General features: G+C 37.2%; 22 protein-coding genes and 2 tRNA genes (1 of these 24 cut by a window edge). All 24 read left to right on the top strand.

Annotated features, from left to right (window positions below; genetic code table 11):
* Window positions 1–156: 156 nt before the first annotated feature.
* Window positions 157–1,758 (top strand): putative polysaccharide biosynthesis protein, encoded by a 1,602-nt coding sequence (locus MHH71_RS15705; RefSeq protein WP_006093077.1) that lies wholly within the window; start codon window positions 157–159, stop codon window positions 1,756–1,758.
* Between the two features lie 12 nt (window positions 1,759–1,770).
* Window positions 1,771–3,234: a nucleoside triphosphate pyrophosphohydrolase gene (gene mazG / locus MHH71_RS15700; protein ID WP_033799597.1), complete on the top strand. Its 1,464-nt coding sequence runs from the start codon at window positions 1,771–1,773 to the stop codon at window positions 3,232–3,234.
* A 12-nt stretch (window positions 3,235–3,246) separates the two neighbouring features.
* A complete protein-coding gene (locus MHH71_RS15695; RefSeq protein ID WP_003194249.1) occupies window positions 3,247–3,522 on the top strand; it encodes an RNA-binding S4 domain-containing protein in 276 nt (91 codons plus the stop codon).
* A gap of 59 nt (window positions 3,523–3,581) precedes the next feature.
* Window positions 3,582–3,890 (top strand): sporulation protein YabP, encoded by a 309-nt coding sequence (gene yabP, locus MHH71_RS15690; RefSeq protein ID WP_003194251.1) that lies wholly within the window; start codon window positions 3,582–3,584, stop codon window positions 3,888–3,890.
* Window positions 3,887–4,540, top strand: coding sequence for a spore cortex biosynthesis protein YabQ (gene yabQ / locus MHH71_RS15685; RefSeq protein WP_033798549.1), 654 nt, complete (start codon window positions 3,887–3,889; stop codon window positions 4,538–4,540). Before yabP ends, yabQ begins: the two co-directional genes overlap by 4 nt.
* Entirely contained in the window at window positions 4,537–4,896 is a 360-nt protein-coding gene (divIC, locus tag MHH71_RS15680; RefSeq protein WP_018767322.1) for a cell division protein DivIC, read from the top strand. The genes yabQ and divIC overlap by 4 nt, the downstream gene beginning before the upstream one ends.
* A gap of 87 nt (window positions 4,897–4,983) precedes the next feature.
* The gene (locus MHH71_RS15675) at window positions 4,984–5,484 is read left to right on the top strand and encodes a S1 domain-containing RNA-binding protein (RefSeq protein ID WP_003194257.1); all 501 of its coding nucleotides are present in this window, start codon (window positions 4,984–4,986) and stop codon (window positions 5,482–5,484) included.
* Between the two features lie 169 nt (window positions 5,485–5,653).
* Window positions 5,654–5,727 (top strand) — tRNA-Met (locus MHH71_RS15670).
* 13 nt (window positions 5,728–5,740) lie between these two features.
* A tRNA-Glu gene (locus MHH71_RS15665) sits at window positions 5,741–5,812 on the top strand.
* 262 nt (window positions 5,813–6,074) lie between these two features.
* Window positions 6,075–8,546, top strand: a complete 2,472-nt coding sequence (gene spoIIE, locus MHH71_RS15660) for a stage II sporulation protein E (protein ID WP_006093081.1) — start codon at window positions 6,075–6,077, stop codon at window positions 8,544–8,546.
* Window positions 8,547–8,772: 226 nt separating this feature from the next.
* Window positions 8,773–10,203: a tRNA lysidine(34) synthetase TilS gene (tilS, locus tag MHH71_RS15655; RefSeq protein WP_033798550.1), complete on the top strand. Its 1,431-nt coding sequence runs from the start codon at window positions 8,773–8,775 to the stop codon at window positions 10,201–10,203.
* A complete protein-coding gene (gene hpt / locus MHH71_RS15650) occupies window positions 10,200–10,742 on the top strand; it encodes a hypoxanthine phosphoribosyltransferase (RefSeq protein WP_000981837.1) in 543 nt (180 codons plus the stop codon). Before tilS ends, hpt begins: the two co-directional genes overlap by 4 nt.
* 86 nt (window positions 10,743–10,828) lie before the next feature.
* Window positions 10,829–12,730 (top strand): ATP-dependent zinc metalloprotease FtsH, encoded by a 1,902-nt coding sequence (ftsH, locus tag MHH71_RS15645; protein WP_018767320.1) that lies wholly within the window; start codon window positions 10,829–10,831, stop codon window positions 12,728–12,730.
* Between the two features lie 225 nt (window positions 12,731–12,955).
* Window positions 12,956–13,744: a type III pantothenate kinase gene (locus tag MHH71_RS15640; RefSeq protein WP_003194273.1), complete on the top strand. Its 789-nt coding sequence runs from the start codon at window positions 12,956–12,958 to the stop codon at window positions 13,742–13,744.
* Between the two features lie 6 nt (window positions 13,745–13,750).
* Window positions 13,751–14,626 (top strand): redox-regulated molecular chaperone HslO, encoded by an 876-nt coding sequence (hslO, locus tag MHH71_RS15635; protein WP_003194276.1) that lies wholly within the window; start codon window positions 13,751–13,753, stop codon window positions 14,624–14,626.
* 119 nt (window positions 14,627–14,745) lie between these two features.
* On the top strand, window positions 14,746–15,669 hold the full coding sequence (gene cysK / locus MHH71_RS15630; RefSeq protein WP_018767319.1) for a cysteine synthase A: 924 nt from the start codon (window positions 14,746–14,748) through the stop codon (window positions 15,667–15,669).
* Window positions 15,670–15,880: 211 nt separating this feature from the next.
* Complete coding sequence (gene trpE / locus MHH71_RS15625) at window positions 15,881–17,278, top strand: anthranilate synthase component I (RefSeq protein WP_006093083.1); 1,398 nt, start codon at window positions 15,881–15,883, stop codon at window positions 17,276–17,278.
* A gap of 5 nt (window positions 17,279–17,283) precedes the next feature.
* Window positions 17,284–17,871, top strand: a complete 588-nt coding sequence (gene pabA, locus MHH71_RS15620; protein WP_029427745.1) for an aminodeoxychorismate/anthranilate synthase component II — start codon at window positions 17,284–17,286, stop codon at window positions 17,869–17,871.
* Window positions 17,865–18,737, top strand: coding sequence for an aminodeoxychorismate lyase (gene pabC, locus MHH71_RS15615; protein ID WP_033798551.1), 873 nt, complete (start codon window positions 17,865–17,867; stop codon window positions 18,735–18,737). Before pabA ends, pabC begins: the two co-directional genes overlap by 7 nt.
* A complete protein-coding gene (gene folP, locus MHH71_RS15610; RefSeq protein WP_026008711.1) occupies window positions 18,712–19,572 on the top strand; it encodes a dihydropteroate synthase in 861 nt (286 codons plus the stop codon). Before pabC ends, folP begins: the two co-directional genes overlap by 26 nt.
* Window positions 19,573–19,935, top strand: coding sequence for a dihydroneopterin aldolase (gene folB / locus MHH71_RS15605; RefSeq protein WP_003194288.1), 363 nt, complete (start codon window positions 19,573–19,575; stop codon window positions 19,933–19,935).
* Complete coding sequence (folK, locus tag MHH71_RS15600) at window positions 19,932–20,447, top strand: 2-amino-4-hydroxy-6-hydroxymethyldihydropteridine diphosphokinase (RefSeq protein ID WP_018767315.1); 516 nt, start codon at window positions 19,932–19,934, stop codon at window positions 20,445–20,447. The genes folB and folK overlap by 4 nt, the downstream gene beginning before the upstream one ends.
* Window positions 20,399–20,602: a helix-turn-helix domain-containing protein gene (locus MHH71_RS15595; protein WP_000387032.1), complete on the top strand. Its 204-nt coding sequence runs from the start codon at window positions 20,399–20,401 to the stop codon at window positions 20,600–20,602. Before folK ends, MHH71_RS15595 begins: the two co-directional genes overlap by 49 nt.
* 23 nt (window positions 20,603–20,625) lie before the next feature.
* Window positions 20,626–21,554: the 5' portion of a tRNA dihydrouridine synthase DusB gene (dusB, locus tag MHH71_RS15590; RefSeq protein ID WP_003194292.1), read on the top strand. Its footprint extends 70 nt past the window's final position; the window shows 929 of its 999 coding nt (coding positions 1–929); its start codon is at window positions 20,626–20,628; the stop codon falls past the right edge of the window.

Genomic DNA, 21,554 nt, shown 5'->3' with positions numbered 1-21,554 from the left:
TATTTCTTTATAAAAGGTTTTTTTCGGAAAGTAGGATTGTATTTCATTTAAAGGTAGCGTCTTGCTACCTTTTTTATTGTATAAATCTAAAAGGAATCCTGTTTTTTCTTTGTGATATAATACGAGGGATGAGAATAGGAAAAGGAGTTTTCTCGTATGGAAGCGAAGAAGTATCAAGCTTTTTGGCGCGGGGCTATTATATTAACGATTGCAAGTTTTGTTACGAAAGTATTAAGCGCTTTTTACCGTATTCCATATCAAAATATAGCGGGTGATGTTGGTTTTTATATTTATCAACAAATTTATCCGTTTTATGGATTTTGTTTAATTTTAGCTACTTATGGTTTTCCTATCATTATTTCTAAGATGGTAGCAGAGCGTTTAGAACAAGGAAAACAGGAAGAGGCAGAGGGAATTATTTGTGTTTCTTTTTGGTTTTTATTAGGAATCGGTTGTATAGGTTTCTTTACGTTGTTTTTAGGAGCTCACACGATTGCATCAGTCATGGGCGATGCAAATTTAGATAAACTGCTAAGAGTTATTTCATTTTCATTCTTGTTAATGCCCTTTTTATCTGTCGCACGAGGGCACTTTCAAGGGTTTAACAATATGATACCGACAGCTATATCACAAGTGATTGAACAAACGGTTCGTGTGTCAATTATTGTGTTCTTATCGTTGTTCCTCATCGCACATGAATTTGATTTATATACAGTTGGAGCAGGAGCGATGTTGGGGTCGATTGCAGGCGGGTTTATTGGTATACTCGTACTTTTATTTTATATGCGGCATAACTTTCGCTCTATTTTCTTACAAGGATGGAAGAGGATACACAATAAAAAGAAAATCATTCGAATCCTTTTTTGGCAAGGAATGGCTATTTGTGTTAGTAATTTAGTGTTAATTTTTATACAAATGGCAGATTCAGTTTCGTTTTACACATTGCTTATTCAGGCAGGAGAACCGGCGGAAATTGCAAAAGTATTAAAGGGTGTTTATGACAGAAGTATCCCGCTTATGCAGCTTGGTACAGTTGTGACGACTTCATTTTCACTTTCGCTTATTCCAATTATTACTTCAGCAAAAGAACGAGGAGATCGTCTGTTTATTCAACAAAAGGTGCAGTTAGCGATGAAGATAACTTTTGTGATTGGAGTTGCGGCAGCATTAGGATTAGCGTGTATTATTAAGCCGACAAATATTATGTTGTTTGAAAATAGTGAGGGCTCAGGTGTATTAGCTATTTTAGCTGTTTCTATTTTATTTAGTTCCTTATCCATTACAACGGCTTCTATTCTGCAAGGGCTTGGTCAAACTGTAAAGCCGGCATTGTTTGTTATATTTGGAGGGTGTCTAAAATTATTGCTCAATTATATGTTAATGCCGCAATTTGGTGTAACTGGGGCGGCAGTCGCAACGTTAATTTCGCTCATGGTTATCGCTTTGTTAAATAGTGCTTTCCTTATTCGAATTGTAGAAGAACCACTCATTCATAAACAAGGCATATTTGGAGTAACGATCAGCGGATTAGGAATGGTCGTTATATTAATGTTATTTATGCGTATTTATGAAGGGTTGGGACTAGCAAGTGATGAAGGGTATAGAGGGTTAGCTGTAATTGAAGCGTTGCTAGGCGTAGCGATTGGCGGATTGGTATATCTGTTTTTAATTACGAAGTTAAGTGTTTTTACAAAAAAAGAATTAGGGACTGTTATGAAGCAAGAGAAGGTACAAGCTTCATTGAAGAAGAGTGGATAGAGGTGAATGGTTGTGAGTAGAGTAATCACGATTTTAGGATTAGGTGCTGGTGAATTAGATCAGCTGACAATGGGTGTATACCGAAAAATAAAAGAAGCAGATCATATGTATGTGCGTACGAAAGAGCATCCTGTTATTGAAGAGTTAGAAAAGGAAGGTGTAAAGTACACGGCTTTTGATGATGTATATGAGTCGCACGATACATTTGAAATCGTGTATGAAACAATTGCGAATACGTTAATAGAACAAGCGCAAGGTGCGGATATTATATATGCTGTACCAGGTCATCCGCTTGTTGCAGAACGAACTGTTCAATTACTCTTGCAAAAAGGGGAAACGAAGCAGATTGAGGTGCGAATTGAAGGTGGACAAAGCTTTTTGGATCCGATGTTTGCTAGTTTAAAAATAGATCCAATTGAAGGATTCCAACTTATTGATGCAACTTCATTTGAAAGAGGTCAATTAGAATTGCGTCAACACTTAATTTTTTGCCAAGTATATGATGCGTTTGTTGCATCTGAGGTTAAGTTGACATTAATGGAAATGTTGCCTGATGAGTATGAAGTATATATTGTAACAGCCGCAGGAACATCTTTTGAGCAAGTGAAAAAAGTGCCGCTCTATATGTTGGATCATGAAACAGAGTTGAACAATTTAACAAGCGTATATGTACCGCCTGTTACTGAGCGAGCTTCTTTATATCAACAATTTGATGTGCTCCGAGAAATTATTGCTGAGCTTCGTGGACCAAATGGCTGTCCATGGGATAAAAAGCAAACACATCAGTCTTTAAAGAAATATTTAATTGAAGAGGCATATGAAGTGTTAGAGGCAATTGATGAAGAAGATGATGACCACTTGATTGAAGAACTTGGTGATGTGTTGTTACAAGTTATGCTTCATGCTCAAATTGGAGAAGATGAGGGCTGGTTCTCAGTTGATGATATCATCCGAACGCTATCTGAAAAAATGGTACGTCGTCATCCACATGTGTTCGGAGATATAGATGTAGAGAGCGCGGAAGAAGTTGTTTTAAACTGGGAAGAAATTAAAAAACAAGAAAAAGGGCATGTAAGGGAGTCTGCTTTAACGGGAATTCCAAAAAGTTTACCACAATTAATGCGTGCGTATGAAATTCAGAAAAAAGCAGGAAAAGTTGGTTTTGATTGGGATGATGTACAGCCAATGATGGATAAAGCTTTTGAAGAATTGAAGGAGTTTGAGCAGGAAGTTGCAAAGATGGATAAAGAAAAAATGTTAGGTGAATTTGGGGATTTACTATTCGCCTTTGTTAATATTGCTCGCTACTATAAATTGGATCCAGAAGAGGCACTTCGTACCACAAATGAGAAATTCATGCGCCGATTTATATACATGGAAGCCAAAGTAGCTGAAATGAATAAGGAAATGCAGGAGTTAACGTTAGAGCAAATGGATGCTTTATGGGAAGAAGCGAAGCAGATAGAGAATCAATAGGGGGGAAATGAGATGCGCTTAGATAAATTTTTGAAAGTATCGCGTCTAATTAAAAGGAGAACATTAGCAAAGGAAGTAGCTGATCAAGGAAGAATTGCGATTAATGGGCAAGCTGCAAAGGCGAGCTCTGTTGTGAAAGTAGAAGATGAGCTAACAATTCGTTTTGGACAAAAGGTAGTAACTGTAAAAGTAAATGAATTAAAAGAAACAACGAAAAAAGAAGATGCAGCTAACATGTATACGGTAGTTCGTGAAGAGAAAGTGAAAGCAGAAGAAGGCTTGTTCTAAATTATTTTCTCTCCTCATACATTATTTACTAGATAGTATAAAGCTATGGGGGGATTGACGTGAATAAGGGCTACTCAGTTGCGTCTTCTAATCAACAGAATGTTTCTGTAGAGCATGATATTATTATGCGTGGTAGACGTGTAATAGATATTACTGGCGTAAAGCAAGTAGAGAGTTTTGATAGTGAAGAGTTTTTATTAGAAACTGTAATGGGTTTTTTAACAATTCGCGGTCAAAACTTACAGATGAAAAATTTAGATGTAGAAAAAGGTATTGTATCCATTAAAGGGAAAATTCATGAGATGTTGTACATTGATGAAAATCAAGGGGAGAAAGCTAAAGGATTCTTTAGTAAGTTGTTTAAATGAGTTTAACGATTCAACTGTATACAATGCTTTCTATGATTGGAATGGGTGCTTGGATTGGAGCGGCGTTAGATACATACCAACGCTTTTTACAGCGACCGCGGCGTAAGCGTTGGATTGTATTTATATATGATATACTGTTTTGGATTGTCCAAGCACTGTTTGTCTTTTACGTATTGCTGCTTGTAAATGAAGCTGAATTACGTATATATGTTTTTGTAGCTTTGTTTTGTGGTTTTGCTGCATATCAAAGCTTATTGAAAGCAGTGTATATGCGAGTATTGAATTTTCTCATTTATATTTTTGTACAAACGATACAATTTTTTATCCAAATTGTACAGCTACTTATGATAAAACCTGTTATTATTATAGCGCAGCTTATTATTGCTTTTATTTTATTTTTATTTCGTATACTATTTTCAATTGGGCATGTGTTGTGGAAGTGTACCGTATGGATATTACTTTTTGTATGGAAAGTTTTTTTCTGGCCTGTTCGATTTCTTACTTTGCTCATATGGAAACTTCTCCCTAACCGTGTTAAACTTTTTATAAAGAGATATGTGGGATTACTGCAACATACAAGGAAATTGAAGAAATATATCTTTCAAATTTGGGAGCGTATAAAAAAGAAGTTAGGGGGACCTCGGAAATGAGGGAACTGAGGCAAAGATTGATTGAAGAGCAGAATCCAAATTCTGTAAGAGAACATATAATACAAACAAATGAAAACAGGAGGCGATTATATCGCCGTTTAGCAGTTTTTCTTGTCTTTGCTTTTACAATTATTGCGAGCATTAGTGTAACGTTTTATCAACAAAATAGTTCCATTAAAGCAAAAGAAGTAAAGGTTGAAGAGATGAAAAAAGAATTGGGTTCATTAACAAAGAAAGAAAAAAAATTACAAGATGATGTTCAAAAGTTGAATGATGAAGAGTATGTTTTAAAGATTGCTAGGAGGGATTATTTCTTCTCTGGAAAAGGGGAGATAATTTTTCCTGTTTCTAAGTAGGTCGTGTCTTATTGACACTATATTTTAGGATTATATATAATAAAGTAAAATTTGACTTTTTAACCACTAAGGAGGAGCATTTTTTTTATGTCAATCGAGGTAGGCAGCAAGTTACAAGGTAAAGTAACAGGTATTACAAATTTTGGGGCTTTTGTGGAGCTGCCAGAAGGCTTAACGGGTCTTGTTCATATTAGTGAAGTTGCTGATAATTATGTGAAGGATATTAATGATCACTTAAAAGTAGGCGACCAAGTAGAAGTAAAAGTTATTAATGTTGAAAAAGATGGAAAAATCGGTCTATCTATTAAAAAAGCGAAAGAACGTGTAAAACCAGAAGGAGATCGTCCACGCAGTGAATATCAACGTGGTGGTGATCAACGTGGTGGTGATCAACAACGTTCTGGGCGTCCACAACGCAATCGTTCTTTTAACAGAGATAACCGTGGTGGCCGTGATAATGGTGGCAATCAAAAGGAAACGTTTGAGCAAAAGATGGCACGCTTTTTAAAAGACAGTGAAGATCGTCTAACTTCTTTAAAGCGTAATACAGAATCTAAACGTGGTGGCCGTGGCGCTCGTCGCGGATAAAACGAACGTTTTATTCTTAACATATAGAGAGGTGCCCGGAGTAAGTCACTCGGGGTGCTTTTTTATGTAAATGAGTATATTAAAAAAAGAATAAAAAACTTTTTGAAACATGTTGACTTTAAAGTGAATTTGATATAAGATACTAATTGTCCGTTAAATAAGACGACATGGCGGTGTAGCTCAGCTGGCTAGAGCGTACGGTTCATACCCGTGAGGTCGGGGGTTCGATCCCCTCCGCCGCTATATTTATTTTAACGGCCCGTTGGTCAAGTGGTTAAGACACCGCCCTTTCACGGCGGTAACACGGGTTCGAATCCCGTACGGGTCATCTAGAAAAGATCATGCAGATAGCATGATCTTTTTTTTGTTAAGAAATTATAAATAAGTGCAAAGCTTCTACAAAAACACCCTATATTTTTTGAATTTTCTGTTCTTTTAAGGTGCTTATTTTTAACAACTTGTATATATATAGGTTTATTTCGAATAAAAAGTCGAACGATTATGTAAGTGTGAACTGTTGTTTTGACAAAAATCCCAATAATCATCTTTTATAATGACAGTAATTAAACTATGCAGGTGGTGTTAAAAATATGCCAAAAGCAGGAAGGAATACTGTGAACACAAGTACACTGGCTATGAATGATGGACAACTCAGATCAATAACATGGACAAGCAAGTTGAAAGTGAAGTTGGAGCAAGTTTTCTTTAGATGGGGATTCGTTATTGCTGTAATCGGTTTTCTTTTAGGAAGAGCATATATATTAACGAACATTTTACCGTTTGCACTACCGTTTTTTGCTGCTGTTTATGTAATGAAACGTGATAAGATGGCACTCGCATTTCTTGCTCTTATGGGTGGTGCGCTTTCCGTTTCACTAGATAATTTACTTTTTGCCTTTGCATCTATTTTTACTTTCTTCATTTACAATATCTTCTTTAGTCGATTTACACGTAAAATTGTTGGACTTGTACCATTTCAAGTATTTATCTCCGCATTAACCGCACATCTCGCTGTTGTTTACTTCGCGCAGCAAACTGTCACTATGTATGATTTACTTGTAAGTACTATTGAAGCGGGGCTTAGTTTTGTTTTAACAATGATTTTTCTACAAAGTGTACCGTTATTGACAGAAAGAAAGGGAAAGCAACAAGCGTTAGAAACGGAAGAAATTGTTTGTTTAATTATACTACTTGCATCTGTGTTAACGGGTACAACAGATTGGTTTATTTATGACGCTTCAGTTCAACATATTTTCACGAGATATTTAGTGTTATTATTTGCTTTTGTTGCAGGGGCAGCTACTGGTTCAACAGTAGGGGTTGTTACAGGATTGATATTGAGTTTAGCGAATGTAGGTAGCTTATCTCAACTTAGTCTATTGGCTTTTTCGGGGTTACTTGGTGGATTATTAAAAGAAGGGAAGCGTTTGGGCGTTAGTTTAGGGTTGCTAATTGGTACAAGTCTAATCACATTATACGTCGACAAACAAGTAAATATTATAACAACTTTAATAGAATCTGGAGTGGCGATAGGATTCTTTTTACTAACACCACAGGCAATTATCGATCGGCTTGCTAAATTTATGCCAGGAACACAAGAACATTCTCAGGATCAACAACAATATTTACGAAGAATGCGTGATGTGACAGCGAATAAAATTAATCAATTTGCAAATGTATTCTCTGCATTATCTAATAGCTTTTCGGTATATGGATATGTGGAGGAAGAGGATGAGGAAACAGAAGCTGATTTATTTTTAAGTACAATTACAGCAAAGACGTGTCAATCATGTTTTAAAAAGGATCAATGCTGGGTGGTGAATTTTGATAAAACATATGATTATATGAAACAAATTATGAATGAAACAGAAGAAGGGACGCTTCAGCATAACCGTAAGTTGGTTCGTGAATGGGAAAAGCACTGCGTAAGAGGAAAAAAGGTAACAGATTTAATGGCAGGGGAATTAAGTCATTTCTATGAGGGGCAAAAGTTACGAAAACAAATGAAAGAGAATCGTAGAATTGTTGCAGAACAATTATTAGGTGTTTCAAAAGTAATGGAAGATTTTGCAAAAGAAATTCAGCGTGAACGGGAAAATCATCAGGTACAGGAAGAACAAATTTTACAAGCGTTTCGTGACTTTGGTGTCGAGGTGGAACATGTTGATATCTATTGTTTAGATAGAGGGAATATTGATATTGAAATGATGATTCCGGCAGCATCTAATCAACATGGGGAATGTGACAAATTAGTTGCGCCGATGCTTTCGGATGTTTTAAAAGAAAATATTATTGTTAAACATGAAGAACCTTCTGCTTATCCAAATGGTCATAGCATGATATCTTTTGGATCAGCGAAAACATTTTCTCTTGATACAGGGCTTGCTACAGCGGCAAAAGGAGGCGGATTTGTATCAGGAGATTCGTATGCGATGATGGATTTAAGTGTTGGGAAATATGCTCTTGCCATAAGTGACGGAATGGGCAACGGACAAAGGGCACATATGGAAAGTAAGGAAACGGTAAAATTGTTACAAAAAATATTGCAATCCGGTATTGATGAAGAAATTGCTATTAAGTCTATTAATTCAATTCTTTCATTGAGGACGACAGAAGAAATGTTTACGACGCTTGATTTAGCTATGGTAGATTTACGTGATGCAAGCGCTAAGTTTTTAAAAATTGGTTCAACCCCAAGTTTTGTAAAACGTGGAAATAACGTTTTACAAATAGAAGCAAGCAACTTGCCAATGGGAATCATTGAGGATGTTGAGGTGGATGTTGTTGGTGAACAATTAAAAACAGAGGACATTCTAATTATGATGAGTGATGGGATTTTTGAAGGGGCGCAGCATGTGGAAAACCATGAATTGTGGATGAAACGTAAAATTAAAGAACTACAAACCGATGATCCACAAGAAATTGCTGATATTATTATGGAAGAGGTCATTCGATCTAGTGATGGATATATCAATGATGATATGACGATTGTCGTTGCGAAGGTAAAGAAGAATATGCCAAAGTGGGCTACGATTCCAATTATGGGTAAACAAGCGCAATAGGGGAGCGGAAATCTCTTCAGTTTGGTTATGAGGTCTAGGTTGACACCTAGGCCTTTTTTTATAGAGAAAGTAGCTGTATTATTTCTATGAAGATAGGGAAGGGATGTAAGATAAAAATGTGAATTTTGTACATCTTTTTTTTGCACAAAGTTTGTAAAAGTTGTACCATTATAGGTAAGGTAAAAAGTATGTTATTGTTTGGTTTTAACGAAAGGTGATTGCGGAGTTGAAAGATACATTTGTTGAAAAAGTAGATGAGTTTGCAAAGCAGCATGATGTATTAGAGAAACATTCGACAATTGTTGTAGGAGTTTCTGGAGGCCCTGATTCTTTAGCTCTTTTATATTATTTATTAGAGAAAAGGGAAGAGAAGAAATTGAAGATTGTAGTCGCGCATGTGGATCACATGTTTAGAGGAGATGAATCCTATGAAGACTTACAATTTGTAGAAAATCTTTGCCGGAAGATTGGGGTTATTTGCGAAACGATAAGAATTAATGTATCGCAATATCAACAGCAATATGGAATGAATGCACAGGTGGCTGCTAGGGAATGCCGATATGCATTTTTGGAAAGAATAATGAAGAAATATGATGCGCGATATGTAGCTCTTGGGCATCATGGGGATGATCAGATGGAGACGATTTTAATGCGTCTCGTCCGCGGGAGTACTCCGAAGGGTTATGCTGGAATTGCTGTGAAACGCCCTTTCCATAGTGGATATGTAATTAGGCCTTTGTTAGCGGTAACAAAGGAAGAGATTAATGCTTATTGTAAAAGGTTAGGGGTTACGCCACGTATGGATCCGAGTAACGAAAAGGAAGTATATACGAGGAATCGATTACGTAAGTATGTTCTACCTTATTTAAAAGAGGAAAATCCGCATGTGCATGAGCGATTTCAAAATTTTAGTATGCTTATGCAAGAGGATGAGGCGTATTTGCAGGAATTAGCTTTTGAAAAGATGAATAAAGTAATTACAAAAAAAAGTGATAAACACATCGTCTTATCAATTCCTGCCTTTGAATCCATGTCTATGCCTTTACAAAGGAGAGGGATTCAACTAATATTAAACTATCTTTATGAATACAAGATTCCGTCTTCGCTTTCTTCTATACATATTGACAAAGTTATTGCATTTTTTAAGCGGACACACCCTTCAGGCTCACTTGATTTTCCTGGTGGCCTAAAAATTGTTCGTACATATGAAGAATGTAGTTTCCGATTTAAGCAAGAAATTGTTTTCCCTTTTTCACAAGTTTTATCAGTACCGGGTGCTGTTACCTTAGCAAACGGTGATGAACTTGTAGCAGAAGTAAATGAGGAATTACCAAGTAACATGAATGAAACAGTATTTGTTGCTAAGTATAATGATATATCATATCCTCTTCTTATCCGCTCTAGAGAAAATGGAGATCGCATGTCAATAAAAGGTATGAGTGGTACGAAAAAGATAAAAGCTATTTTTATTGAGGAAAAAGTACCAAAAGAAAAGAGAGAAGAGTGGCCGATTGTTTGTGATGCAAGCGGGAACATTATTTGGGTTCCGTTGTTGAAACAATCTGCAGTTGCTATTTCACATGGAACAGCAGATAAGGATAAATATATGATTATTCACTACAAAAGCAAGGAGTCTTCCAGGAGGATAATGAAATGATGAATCAAGATATCGAAAAAGTATTAATTTCCGAAGAACAAATACAAGAAAAGGTGCATGAGCTAGGTGCAATTATTGCAGAGGATTACAAAAATACAGTACCTCTTGCAATCGGTGTATTAAAGGGTGCAATGCCATTTATGGCAGATTTATTGAAAAGAACAGATACATATCTTGAAATGGATTTTATGGCTGTTTCTAGCTACGGTCATTCTACAGTTTCAACAGGTGAAGTGAAAATTTTAAAAGACCTTGATACTTCTGTAGAAGGTCGCGATATTTTAATCGTTGAAGATATTATTGATAGCGGCCTTACATTAAGTTACTTAGTGGACCTATTCAAATATCGTAAGGCGAAATCTGTAAAGATTGTTACGCTACTAGATAAGCCAACTGGTCGCAAAGTCGATCTGAAAGCGGATTATGTTGGATTTACTGTTCCTCATGAATTTGTTGTAGGATATGGCTTAGATTATAAGGAGCAATATCGTAATCTTCCTTATGTTGGAGTATTGAAACCAAGCGTTTACTCAAATTAATTAAATACAGGCGTTAAAAATTGGATAGGAAAGTTTTTCTATGTTACGATTTACTATAGTGTTTATGCCGTGAGAGGAGGTTAGGAATGAATCGTATCTTCCGTAATACCATCTTTTATTTACTGATATTCTTAGTAGTGATTGGAATCGTGAGCTATTTTAATGGTTCAACACAAAAAACAACATCAGTTAGCTACGATAAATTCATTACTAAACTTGAAAAAGGTGAAGTGCGTAATGTGCAGCTTCAACCAAAAAATGGTGTGTTTGAGGTAAAAGGACAATTTAGCAATGCTAGTCAGGAAGAACAATTTGTTACTTATGCACCAAATACTGAAGAATTACAAAAGAAAATTAATGACAAAGCGCAAGGTGCTGAAGTGAAATATCAACCAGCAGAGGAAACGAGTGCTTGGGTGACATTCTTTACTTCTATCATTCCGTTTGTGATTATCTTCATCTTATTCTTCTTCTTACTAAACCAAGCTCAGGGCGGCGGTAGCCGTGTTATGAATTTCGGGAAAAGTAAGGCGAAGTTATACAATGATGAAAAGAAAAAAGTGCGCTTCAGAGATGTAGCTGGAGCAGACGAAGAGAAACAAGAACTTGTTGAGGTAGTAGAATTCTTAAAAGATCCTCGCAAGTTTGCTGAAGTTGGTGCCCGTATTCCTAAGGGTGTTCTGCTAGTTGGACCTCCAGGTACAGGTAAAACATTGCTTGCACGTGCTGTTGCAGGTGAGGCTGGCGTTCCTTTCTTCTCTATTAGTGGTTCTGATTTCGTAGAGATGTTCGTTGGTGTCGGTGCTTCCCGTGTACGTGATTTGTTTGAAAATGCGAAGAAAAATGCTCCTTGTATCATCTTTATCGATGAGATTGATGCAGTAGGTCGTCAACGTGGGGCAGGTCTTGGTGGTGGTCACGATGAACGTGAACAAACGCTAAACCAACTTCTTGTTGAAATGGATGGATTCGGTGCAAACGAAGGTATTATTATCATCGCTGCAACAAACCGTCCTGATATTCTTGACCCAGCGTTATTACGTCCAGGACGTTTTGACCGTCAAATCACAGTGGATCGTCCAGATGTAAATGGACGTGAAGCGGTACTAAAAGTACATGCTCGTAACAAACCACTTGATGATGATATTAACTTAAGAGCAATTGCGACTCGCACACCAGGATTCTCTGGTGCAGATCTTGAGAACTTATTAAACGAAGCTGCATTAGTAGCTGCGCGTCAAGATAAAAAGAAAATTGACATGTCTGATATCGATGAAGCGACGGATCGTGTTATTGCAGGTCCTGCGAAGAAAAGTCGTGTTATTTCTGAAAAAGAACGTAATATTGTCGCATTCCATGAAGCGGGCCATACTGTAATTGGTGTCGTGCTTGATGAGGCGGATATCGTTCATAAAGTAACAATTGTTCCTCGCGGTCAAGCTGGTGGGTATGCGGTAATGCTTCCAAAAGAAGATCGTTACTTCATGACAAAACCAGAATTACTTGATAAAATCACTGGTTTACTTGGTGGCCGAGTGGCTGAGGAAATTGTATTTGGTGAAGTGAGTACAGGAGCTCATAACGACTTCCAACGTGCGACTGGCATTGCAAGACGTATGGTAACGGAATTTGGTATGAGTGATAAGCTTGGACCGATGCAGTTTGGAAGCTCACAAGGTGGTCAGGTGTTCTTAGGAAGAGATTTCCATTCAGAACAAAACTACAGTGATGCAATTGCACATGACATCGATGTAGAAATGCAAACGATTATGAAAGAATGTTATGCTCGTGCAAAACAAATTCTTACTGAAAAACGTGATAAGCTTGATATTATCGCAAAAACGTTACTTGAAGTGGAGACGTTAGATGCAGAGCAAATTAATCATTTATATGATTATGGAGTTTTACCTGAGCGTAAAAAGTCCTCTGAAGATGTGAAAGTGAATATCACAATGAAAAAAGATGACGAGAACGCAGAAGATAAATAAGAAATGAAGGAGTGACAATAGTCACTCCTTTTTTTATGCTGAGAAAATTGTGTACTTGTATATAAATTTGAAGCTTTTTTGCTTTAAAAATTGAAATAGTGAACGATCTTTTTGTAAAATGGTGAAGATGGAAAAACTGATTATATAGGTATGTATGATATGATGGCATTATTAGTTTTGTACATACTGCACAAATATAGATTAAATAAGATAAGTGGTGAGAATATGATTTTTGTATTGGATGTAGGGAATACAAATGCGGTGCTTGGTGTATTTGAAGATGGGAAACTTCGTCAGCATTGGCGCATGGAGACTGATCGTCATAAAACAGAAGATGAATATGGTATGTTAGTGAAACAGTTACTTGAACATGAAGGCCTTTCTTTTCAAGATGTGAAAGGAATTATTGTTTCTTCGGTTGTACCACCAATTATGTTTGCCTTAGAGCGTATGTGTGAGAAATATTTCAAAATTAAACCACTTGTAGTGGGACCAGGAATAAAAACAGGTTTAAATATTAAATATGAAAATCCGCGTGAGGTTGGAGCGGATCGTATTGTAAATGCTGTAGCTGGTATCCAATTATACGGAAGCCCGCTTATTATTGTCGATTTTGGAACAGCTACTACATATTGTTATATTAACGAAAATAAGCATTATATGGGCGGGGTAATTACACCAGGTATTATGATTTCGGCAGAAGCTTTATACAGTAGAGCGGCTAAACTTCCTCGTATTGAAATTACAAAACCAAGTAGTATTGTTGGGAAAAATACAGTAAGTGCAATGCAAGCTGGCATTCTTTATGGGTATGTTGGACAAGTGGAAGGTATTGTGAAGCGTATGAAAGAAGAAGCTAAACAAGAACCGAAAGTTATTGCAACTGGAGGATTAGCAAAATTAATTGCAGAAGAATCTAATGTAATTGATGTTGTAGATCCGTTTTTAACATTAAAAGGCTTGCATATGCTATATGAACGTAATGCAAATTTACAACATGAGAAGGGTGAATAAATAAGTATGAAAGATTATTTAGTAAAAGCGTTAGCGTTTGATGGAGAAGTTCGTGCGTATAGTGTACGTACAACAAATATGGTAAGTGAGGCGCAAAGACGTCATGATACATGGAGAACCGCTTCAGCGGCACTTGGGCGTTCGTTAACAGCTGGTGCAATGATGGGGGCTATGTTAAAAGGTGATCAGAAGCTGACGATTAAGGTGGAAGGAAATGGCCCACTTGGCCCAATCTTAGTGGATGCTCATGCGAATGGAGATGTACGTGGATATGTAACGAATCCCCACGTTGATTTTGAAGCAACAGAGCAAGGGAAATTGCGTGTATATCAAGCAGTAGGTACAGAAGGGTTTCTAACAGTAATTAAAGATATCGGTATGCGTGAACCATTTATCGGGCAATCTCCAATTGTTTCGGGAGAATTAGGGGAAGATTTCACGTATTATTTTGCTGTTTCTGAGCAAACACCTTCTTCTGTTGGTATTGGTGTCCTTGTAAATGGGGATGATAGCATACTTGCTGCAGGTGGATTTATCCTACAAATTATGCCAGGAGCACAGGAAGAGACAATCTCCTTTATTGAAGAGCGTCTGCAAAAAATCCCACCTGTTTCAAAATTAATTGAACAAGGACTTTCGCCAGAGGAATTATTATACGAAGTACTAGGAAAAGAAAAAGTGAAGGTATTAGAAACAATGGACGTTCAATTTAATTGTACATGTTCTCGTGAGCGTATTGAGAGTGTATTAATTAGTCTCGGTAAAAAAGAATTAGAACAAGTTCGTGAGGAAGAAGATGAAACGGAAGTGCATTGTCATTTCTGTAATGAGCGATATAATTTCTCTAAAGAAGATATTACAAACTTGATTGAAAGCTTGTAAACAGAAAGGTTTTCTAGCAATTGTAAATCATCTAAATAAATTGACAAGTAAGAAAAATTCTGTCAAAATTGAAATGTATATAAAACCAATAAAAATACTCGGTGTTAGGAGTGACAGGAATGCGAGTGGCACAATCAGTTTCAGAATTAATCGGGAAAACGCCGATCGTTAAGTTGAACCGCATCGTAGAGCAAGACAGTGCAGACATTTACTTAAAATTAGAATTCATGAACCCTGGAAGTAGCGTAAAAGATCGTATTGCATTATCTATGATCGAAGCTGCTGAAAAAAAGGGATTATTACAAGAAGGCGATACAATTATTGAACCAACGAGTGGTAACACAGGAATTGGCTTAGCGATGGTAGCGGCTGCAAAGGGCTATAAGGCAATTTTAGTAATGCCGGAGACAATGAGTATTGAACGTCGTAACTTATTACGTGCTTATGGAGCTGAATTAGTATTAACTCCGGGTCCAGAAGGAATGGGCGGCGCAATTCGTAAGGCAACTGAATTAGCGAAAGAGCATGGTTACTTTATACCACAACAATTCCAAAACCCGGCGAATCCAGAAATTCACCGTTTGACGACAGGGCCAGAAATTGTTGAACAAATGGGTAATGAATTAGATGCATTTATCGCTGGTATCGGTACTGGTGGAACAATTACAGGTGCTGGTGAAGTGTTAAAAGAAATATATAAAGATATTAGAATTTACGCAGTAGAACCTGCAGATTCTCCAGTGTTATCTGGTGGGAAACCAGGTCCGCATAAGATTCAAGGTATTGGGGCTGGATTCGTTCCTGAAACATTGGATGTAGAAGTATATGATGAAATTATTCAAGTAAAGACAGAACAGGCATTTGAATATGCGAGAAGAGTGGCTCGTGAAGAAGGTATTTTAGTTGGTATTTCTTCAGGTGCTGTCATTTATGCCGCGACAGAAGTTGCGAAAAAACTTGGTAAAGGGAAAAAGGTTCTTGTAATTATTCCAAGTAATGGTGAACGTTATTTAAGTACACCGCTTTATCAATTTGAATCATAATTAGTATGGCCAGAAAAAGCATTCCTGAAAAGGAATGCTTTTTCTTTTTTCGTTTGAAAATAGTGAATGACTAGAAAACTTCATGTAAAATAAGTAGTAGTAAAGTTAAAATATTTTCACTAGCTCTCAGGGACGATTGTTTCATATTAACCATCTGTAATTTGGGGTGATTAGTCTAAGGGAGTGGGATAAAAGAAGACGGGGTGTTGGTATGCAGCGAAGAAAATCTTTAGCGCTTTCTGTTCCATATCATTTAGATTTTTTTAAGCAATATAAGTCTCTTTCTCAGAATAAGAATCAACATATTTTGTTAGAAAGTGGACGTGGGGGTCGTTATAGTATTGCGGGGCTCGATCCGGTAGCGGTGATTCGGGGGAAAGATGAAACGTTACATATAAGTGAAAGCGGTAAGGAAACAATAGAGAAAGGCAATCCGTTAGATTTAATGCAAAGGTATATGGAACGATGGAGAACGAATCATAATCCAGACTATCCGCCATTTCAAGGTGGTGCAATCGGATATTTTAGTTATGACTGTATCCGTTATATTGAAAAACTTCCTTCCCTTGCGGAGGATGATGTGGATATACCTGACATATTCTTTTTATTATTTGATGACGTGTTTGTGTATGATCAACAAGAGAAAGTGTTGTGGATTATTACGCATTATATAGATGAATGTGAGGAAGCGGAAAGTCGTTTAAATGAATGGAAGAGCCTTTGGATGAAGGAAGTTCCTGAAGTTAAATTGCCATTTGAATGTCCTGAACATAGAAATGAAGCGGTAGCTTTTACAGAAGAAGGATTTATGAAAGCTGTTCAGCGTATTCAAGAATATATTGGGGCTGGAGATGTGTTTCAAGTGAATTTGTCTACAAGACAAGAGAAAACATTACAAACACACCCACTGGAGATTTATACGAGTCTTCGTGAAATTAATCCATCACCATATATGGGATATTTAGAGCTTGGAGATTTTCAAATTGTTAGCGGTTCACCTGAATTGTTAATTAAAAAGCAAGGGAATGAAGTGAGTACCCGTCCGATTGCTGGTACACGTTCTCGTGGGAAGAATGAACAAGAAGATGAGAGCTTAGCGAAAGAGTTAATTGAAAATGAAAAGGAACGTGCAGAACACGTCATGCTTGTGGATTTAGAGCGTAATGATTTAGGGCGAGTTTGTAAGTATGGAACTGTAGAAGTAGATGAATTTATGGTTATCGAAAAATATTCGCATGTTATGCATATCGTTTCAAACGTTCGTGGTGAGGTCGGACGAGATAAGGATGCTTTCGATTTAGTGCGAGCTGTATTTCCAGGTGGAACGATTACGGGTGCACCCAAAATACGTACGATGGAAATTATAGAAGAATTAGAACCTGTTCGCCGTGGGATTTATACAGGTTCAATTGGATGGATTGGTTACTCAGGAGATATGGAATTAAATATTGTGATTCGGACGCTTCTTGCAAAAGATGGTCAAGCGTATGTGCAGGCTGGAGCAGGAATTGTAATTGACTCAAATCCGAAAAATGAATATAAAGAGTCGTTAAAAAAGGCAATCGCCCTGTGGCGTGCGAAAGAAAGTAGCGAAGAAACGGTTAGGTGAGAGAAATGATATTGATGATTGATAATTATGATTCTTTTACATTTAATTTAGTGCAATTTCTTGGAGAACTTGGACAAGAGCTTATCGTCAAGCGCAATGATGAAATTACCATTTCAGATATTGAACAAATGAAACCTGACTTTATTATGATTTCACCAGGTCCTTGTAGTCCGAATGAAGCTGGTATAAGTATGGATGTCATTAAATATTTTGCAGGAAAGATTCCTATTTTTGGTGTGTGTCTAGGTCATCAATCGATTGCACAGGTTTTCGGAGGCGATGTTGTTTGTGCGGATCGTTTAATGCATGGAAAAACTTCTCTTATGTATCATGATGGAAAAATGATTTTTGCAGACATTCCAAATCCATTTACAGCAACGCGTTATCATTCTCTTATTGTAAAAAAAGAAACATTGCCAGAATGTTTAGAAGTGACATCTTGGACAGAAGAGGGAGAGATTATGGCGCTTCGTCATAAAACATTGCCAATTGAAGGAGTGCAGTTTCATCCAGAATCCATTATGACTTCACATGGGAAAGAATTGCTGCAGAACTTTATTCGGAATTATAGTCCAAGTATATCATCATGTTAATTTATGTGAATGGCACGTATGTGGAAGCGGATGAAGCGAAAATCTCTCCATATGATCATGGGTATTTATATGGGTTAGGTGTTTTTGAGACGTTTCGTATTTATAATGGTCATCCGTTTTTATTAGATGACCACTATGAACGTTTAATGGATGCTCTTTCTACGTTGCAAATCAAATGGACGATGACGAAAGATGATGTGCTGTGCATTTTACAGGAGTTACTTGTAAGGAATAGGATAGACCATGCGTATGTGCGCTTTAATGTATCGGCTGGTATAGATGAAATAGGTTTACAAACAGAGGTTTATGAAGAGCCCTCTGTTATTGTGTTTATAAAGCCTTTAGCAGTCCCTGGTGTAGTGATGGAAAAGGAAGGCGTTATTTTGAAGCAAATACGAAATACGCCGGAAGGAGCATTTCGTTTAAAGTCCCATCATTATTTAAATAACATTTTAGGAAAACGTGAAATTGGAAATGTTGTGAACAAAGAAGGGATTTTTTTTACTGAAGCAGGCCACGTAGCGGAGGGGATTGTTTCGAATCTCTTTTTTGTAAAGGAGGGTATCTTATATACACCTTCACTTGAAACTGGGATTTTAAATGGAATCACTCGTGCGTTTATTATAAGGATTGCTGAAATATTAGATGTACATGTGGAAGAAGATTTCTTTACACAAAAGGAGTTACTTTCCGCTGATGAGGTGTTTGTAACGAATTCTATTCAAGAAATTGTTCCGCTTAATCAGATTGGAGAATTTAATTTCCCTGGTAAAGAAGGAAAGGTTACAAAGTCTCTAATGTATGTATATGAAATGCATAGAGAAAATCTTTGGAGCCGAAATGAACTGCGAAGAGGAGATGTGTAGTGTGAAGTGGAATTATGATTTGCGCTGCGGCGAATATACATTGGATTTAAATACAAAGACATTAATCATGGGGATTTTAAATGTTACACCAGATTCATTCTCAGATGGTGGAAACTACGATGAGATGAACGCAGCTGTAAGTCATGCGAGAGAAATGGTGAGTAATGGAGCTGATATTATTGATATCGGTGGAGAATCAACTCGTCCTGGTTTCGCGAAAGTTTCGGTGGAAGAAGAGTTAGGGCGCGTAATCCCGATGATTCAAGCGGTTTCGAAAGAAGTGAAAGTGCCTATTTCTATTGATACGTATAAAGCTGAAGTAGCCAAGCAAGCAATTGAAGCGGGTGCTCATATTATTAATGATATCTGGGGAGCGAAGGCAGAACCGAAAATTGCAGAAGTTGCGGCACATTATAATGTGCCGATAATTTTAATGCATAATCGTGATAACACAAATTACCGTAATCTTATTGCGGATATGATTGCGGATCTATATGAGAGTGTTAAAATTGCAAAAGGTGCAGGTGTACCTGATGAGAATATCGTTTTAGATCCGGGTATCGGTTTCGCGAAGACGCCAGAACAAAATTTAGAAGCCATGCGCAATCTAGAAAAATTACATGTGTTAGGGTATCCAGTCCTTCTTGCAACTTCGAGAAAATCGTTTATCGGTCATGTTTTAGATTTGCCGGTAGAGGAACGTGTAGAAGGCACAGGAGCATCGATTTGTCTTGGTATTGATAAAGGCTGTGAAATGATTCGTGTTCATGATGTGAAGGAAATGGCACGTATGGCAAAGATGATGGATGCAATGATTGGCAAGGGGGTAAAATGATTGGATAAAATTTATATTCATGATATGGAGTTTTATGGCTATCATGGCGTATTTCCAGAGGAGAATAAATTGGGGCAAAGGTTTAAAGTGGATTTAACAGTGGAACTGGATTTAAAACAAGCGGGCGAAAGTGATAACTTAGAGCATTCGGTAAACTACGGGGAGCTCTTTGAACTTTGTAGACAAGTGGTAGAAGATCGAACATATAAGCTTGTAGAAAGTATTGCGGAAAATATAGCGGCGAATATATTGAATCAGTACGTAAGTATTTTGCGATGTACAGTAAAGGTTGTTAAACCGGATCCACCAATACCAGGGCACTATCGTGCTGTGGCGGTAGAAATTACGAGAGGCCGACCATGAAAAATGTAGTATATGTTGCGTTAGGATCAAATATTGGTGATCGTTATGTTTATTTATTGCAAGCGATTGAGCTGTTAAATAAAAATCCTCATATTCAAGTGGAGGATGTCTCTTCTGTATATGAAACAGATCCAGTGGGATATACAGATCAAAATCGTTTTTTAAATTTAGTTATAAAAATTTCTACCAATTTACTGCCGCAAGAATTGTTGAAAGTAACGCAAAAGGTTGAGATAGATTTAGGAAGAAAAAGGGAGATCAGATGGGGCCCGCGAACCATTGACATTGACATTTTGCTCTATAATCAAGAAAATATTGAAGCAGAGAATCTTATTGTGCCGCATCCGCGGATGTTCGAAAGAGCTTTTGTTATCGTTCCGTTGTTAGAGATCAATCAAGATATAAAACAAAACATTTCACGTTCGCAAGTAGATGAAATGAAAAGGCGAGAGGGAGTAACGGTATGGAAGCAGAAAAATGGGGAAGACGCATTCGTGCTTTTCGGAAGTTGAAAGGTTATACGCAAGAAGGTTTTGCAAAGGAATTAGGGGTATCTGTATCTGTTTTAGGAGAAGTAGAGAGAGGGAATAGAACCCCTTCTCAAGATTTTGTAGTAGAAGTTGCTAAGACATTAAATATTTCAATAGATGAATTAATGCCAAAGTGAGGGTAAAGTAAGGAGACAGTAGAGTGTTAAAGATTGCAAACATTGAGATGAAGAATCCAGTTGTACTAGCACCGATGGCGGGAGTGTGTAACTCTGCATTCCGTTTAACAGTAAAAGAATTTGGTGCAGGTTTAGTATGTGCTGAAATGGTAAGTGATAAGGCGATTTTATTTAATAACCAAAAAACATTAGATATGTTATATATCGATGAGAGAGAGAAGCCGCTAAGTTTACAAATTTTTGGCGGTGAGAAAGAAACGCTTGTTGGTGCTGCGAAATATGTAGATAAAAACACAACGGCGGATATTATCGATATCAATATGGGTTGCCCAGTTCCGAAAATTACGAAGTGTGATGCTGGTGCAAAGTGGTTATTAGATCCAGATAAAGTATATGAAATGGTAGCGGCCGTTGTAGATGCTGTGGAAAAACCAGTTACAGTTAAAATGCGTATTGGCTGGGATGAAGACCACATTTTCGCAATTGAAAATGCTAGAGCTGTGGAACGTGCAGGCGGTCAAGCAGTAGCGGTTCATGGACGTACACGTGTTCAAATGTATGAAGGGAAAGCGGATTGGGATATTATTAAACAGGTAAAACAATCTGTAAATATTCCTGTTATTGGAAATGGTGACATAGAAACTCCTCAAGATGCGAAACGTATGCTTGATGAAGTAGGGGTAGATGGCGTTATGATTGGACGTGCAGCTCTTGGGGATCCATGGATGATTTATCGTACGGTAAAATATTTAGAAACAGGGGAATTAATGCCGGAACCAACAGTGCGTGAGAAAATGGATGTATGTATGTTGCACTTAGATCGTCTTATTGACTTAAAGAATGAAGATATTGCAGTAAGAGAGATGAGAAAGCATGCAGCTTGGTATTTAAAAGGTGTTCGTGGTAATGCGAGAGTACGTAATGCAATTAATACTTGTGATACTCGTGAAGA

The sequence above is a fragment of the Bacillus sp. FSL H8-0534 genome, from assembly GCF_038005885.1.
GTDB classification, from domain to species: domain Bacteria; phylum Bacillota; class Bacilli; order Bacillales; family Bacillaceae_G; genus Bacillus_A; species Bacillus_A pseudomycoides.
The sequence above is the reverse complement of the archived record's forward strand: the minus strand, read 5'-3'. Positions and strand labels throughout refer to the sequence as shown.

Coding starts and splice junctions, on each gene's coding strand:
- yabQ (WP_033798549.1), top strand. CDS start 3,887: ATGAGTTTAACGATTCAACTGTATACAATGCTTTCTATGATTGGAATG.
- hpt (WP_000981837.1), top strand. CDS start 10,200: ATGATGAATCAAGATATCGAAAAAGTATTAATTTCCGAAGAACAAATA.
- pabA (WP_029427745.1), top strand. CDS start 17,284: ATGATATTGATGATTGATAATTATGATTCTTTTACATTTAATTTAGTG.
- MHH71_RS15705 (WP_006093077.1), top strand. CDS start 157: ATGGAAGCGAAGAAGTATCAAGCTTTTTGGCGCGGGGCTATTATATTA.
- MHH71_RS15640 (WP_003194273.1), top strand. CDS start 12,956: ATGATTTTTGTATTGGATGTAGGGAATACAAATGCGGTGCTTGGTGTA.
- folK (WP_018767315.1), top strand. CDS start 19,932: ATGAAAAATGTAGTATATGTTGCGTTAGGATCAAATATTGGTGATCGT.
- MHH71_RS15595 (WP_000387032.1), top strand. CDS start 20,399: ATGGAAGCAGAAAAATGGGGAAGACGCATTCGTGCTTTTCGGAAGTTG.
- cysK (WP_018767319.1), top strand. CDS start 14,746: ATGCGAGTGGCACAATCAGTTTCAGAATTAATCGGGAAAACGCCGATC.
- divIC (WP_018767322.1), top strand. CDS start 4,537: ATGAGGGAACTGAGGCAAAGATTGATTGAAGAGCAGAATCCAAATTCT.
- MHH71_RS15675 (WP_003194257.1), top strand. CDS start 4,984: ATGTCAATCGAGGTAGGCAGCAAGTTACAAGGTAAAGTAACAGGTATT.
- hslO (WP_003194276.1), top strand. CDS start 13,751: ATGAAAGATTATTTAGTAAAAGCGTTAGCGTTTGATGGAGAAGTTCGT.
- folP (WP_026008711.1), top strand. CDS start 18,712: ATGAACTGCGAAGAGGAGATGTGTAGTGTGAAGTGGAATTATGATTTG.
- ftsH (WP_018767320.1), top strand. CDS start 10,829: ATGAATCGTATCTTCCGTAATACCATCTTTTATTTACTGATATTCTTA.
- pabC (WP_033798551.1), top strand. CDS start 17,865: ATGTTAATTTATGTGAATGGCACGTATGTGGAAGCGGATGAAGCGAAA.
- trpE (WP_006093083.1), top strand. CDS start 15,881: ATGCAGCGAAGAAAATCTTTAGCGCTTTCTGTTCCATATCATTTAGAT.
- spoIIE (WP_006093081.1), top strand. CDS start 6,075: ATGCCAAAAGCAGGAAGGAATACTGTGAACACAAGTACACTGGCTATG.
- MHH71_RS15695 (WP_003194249.1), top strand. CDS start 3,247: ATGCGCTTAGATAAATTTTTGAAAGTATCGCGTCTAATTAAAAGGAGA.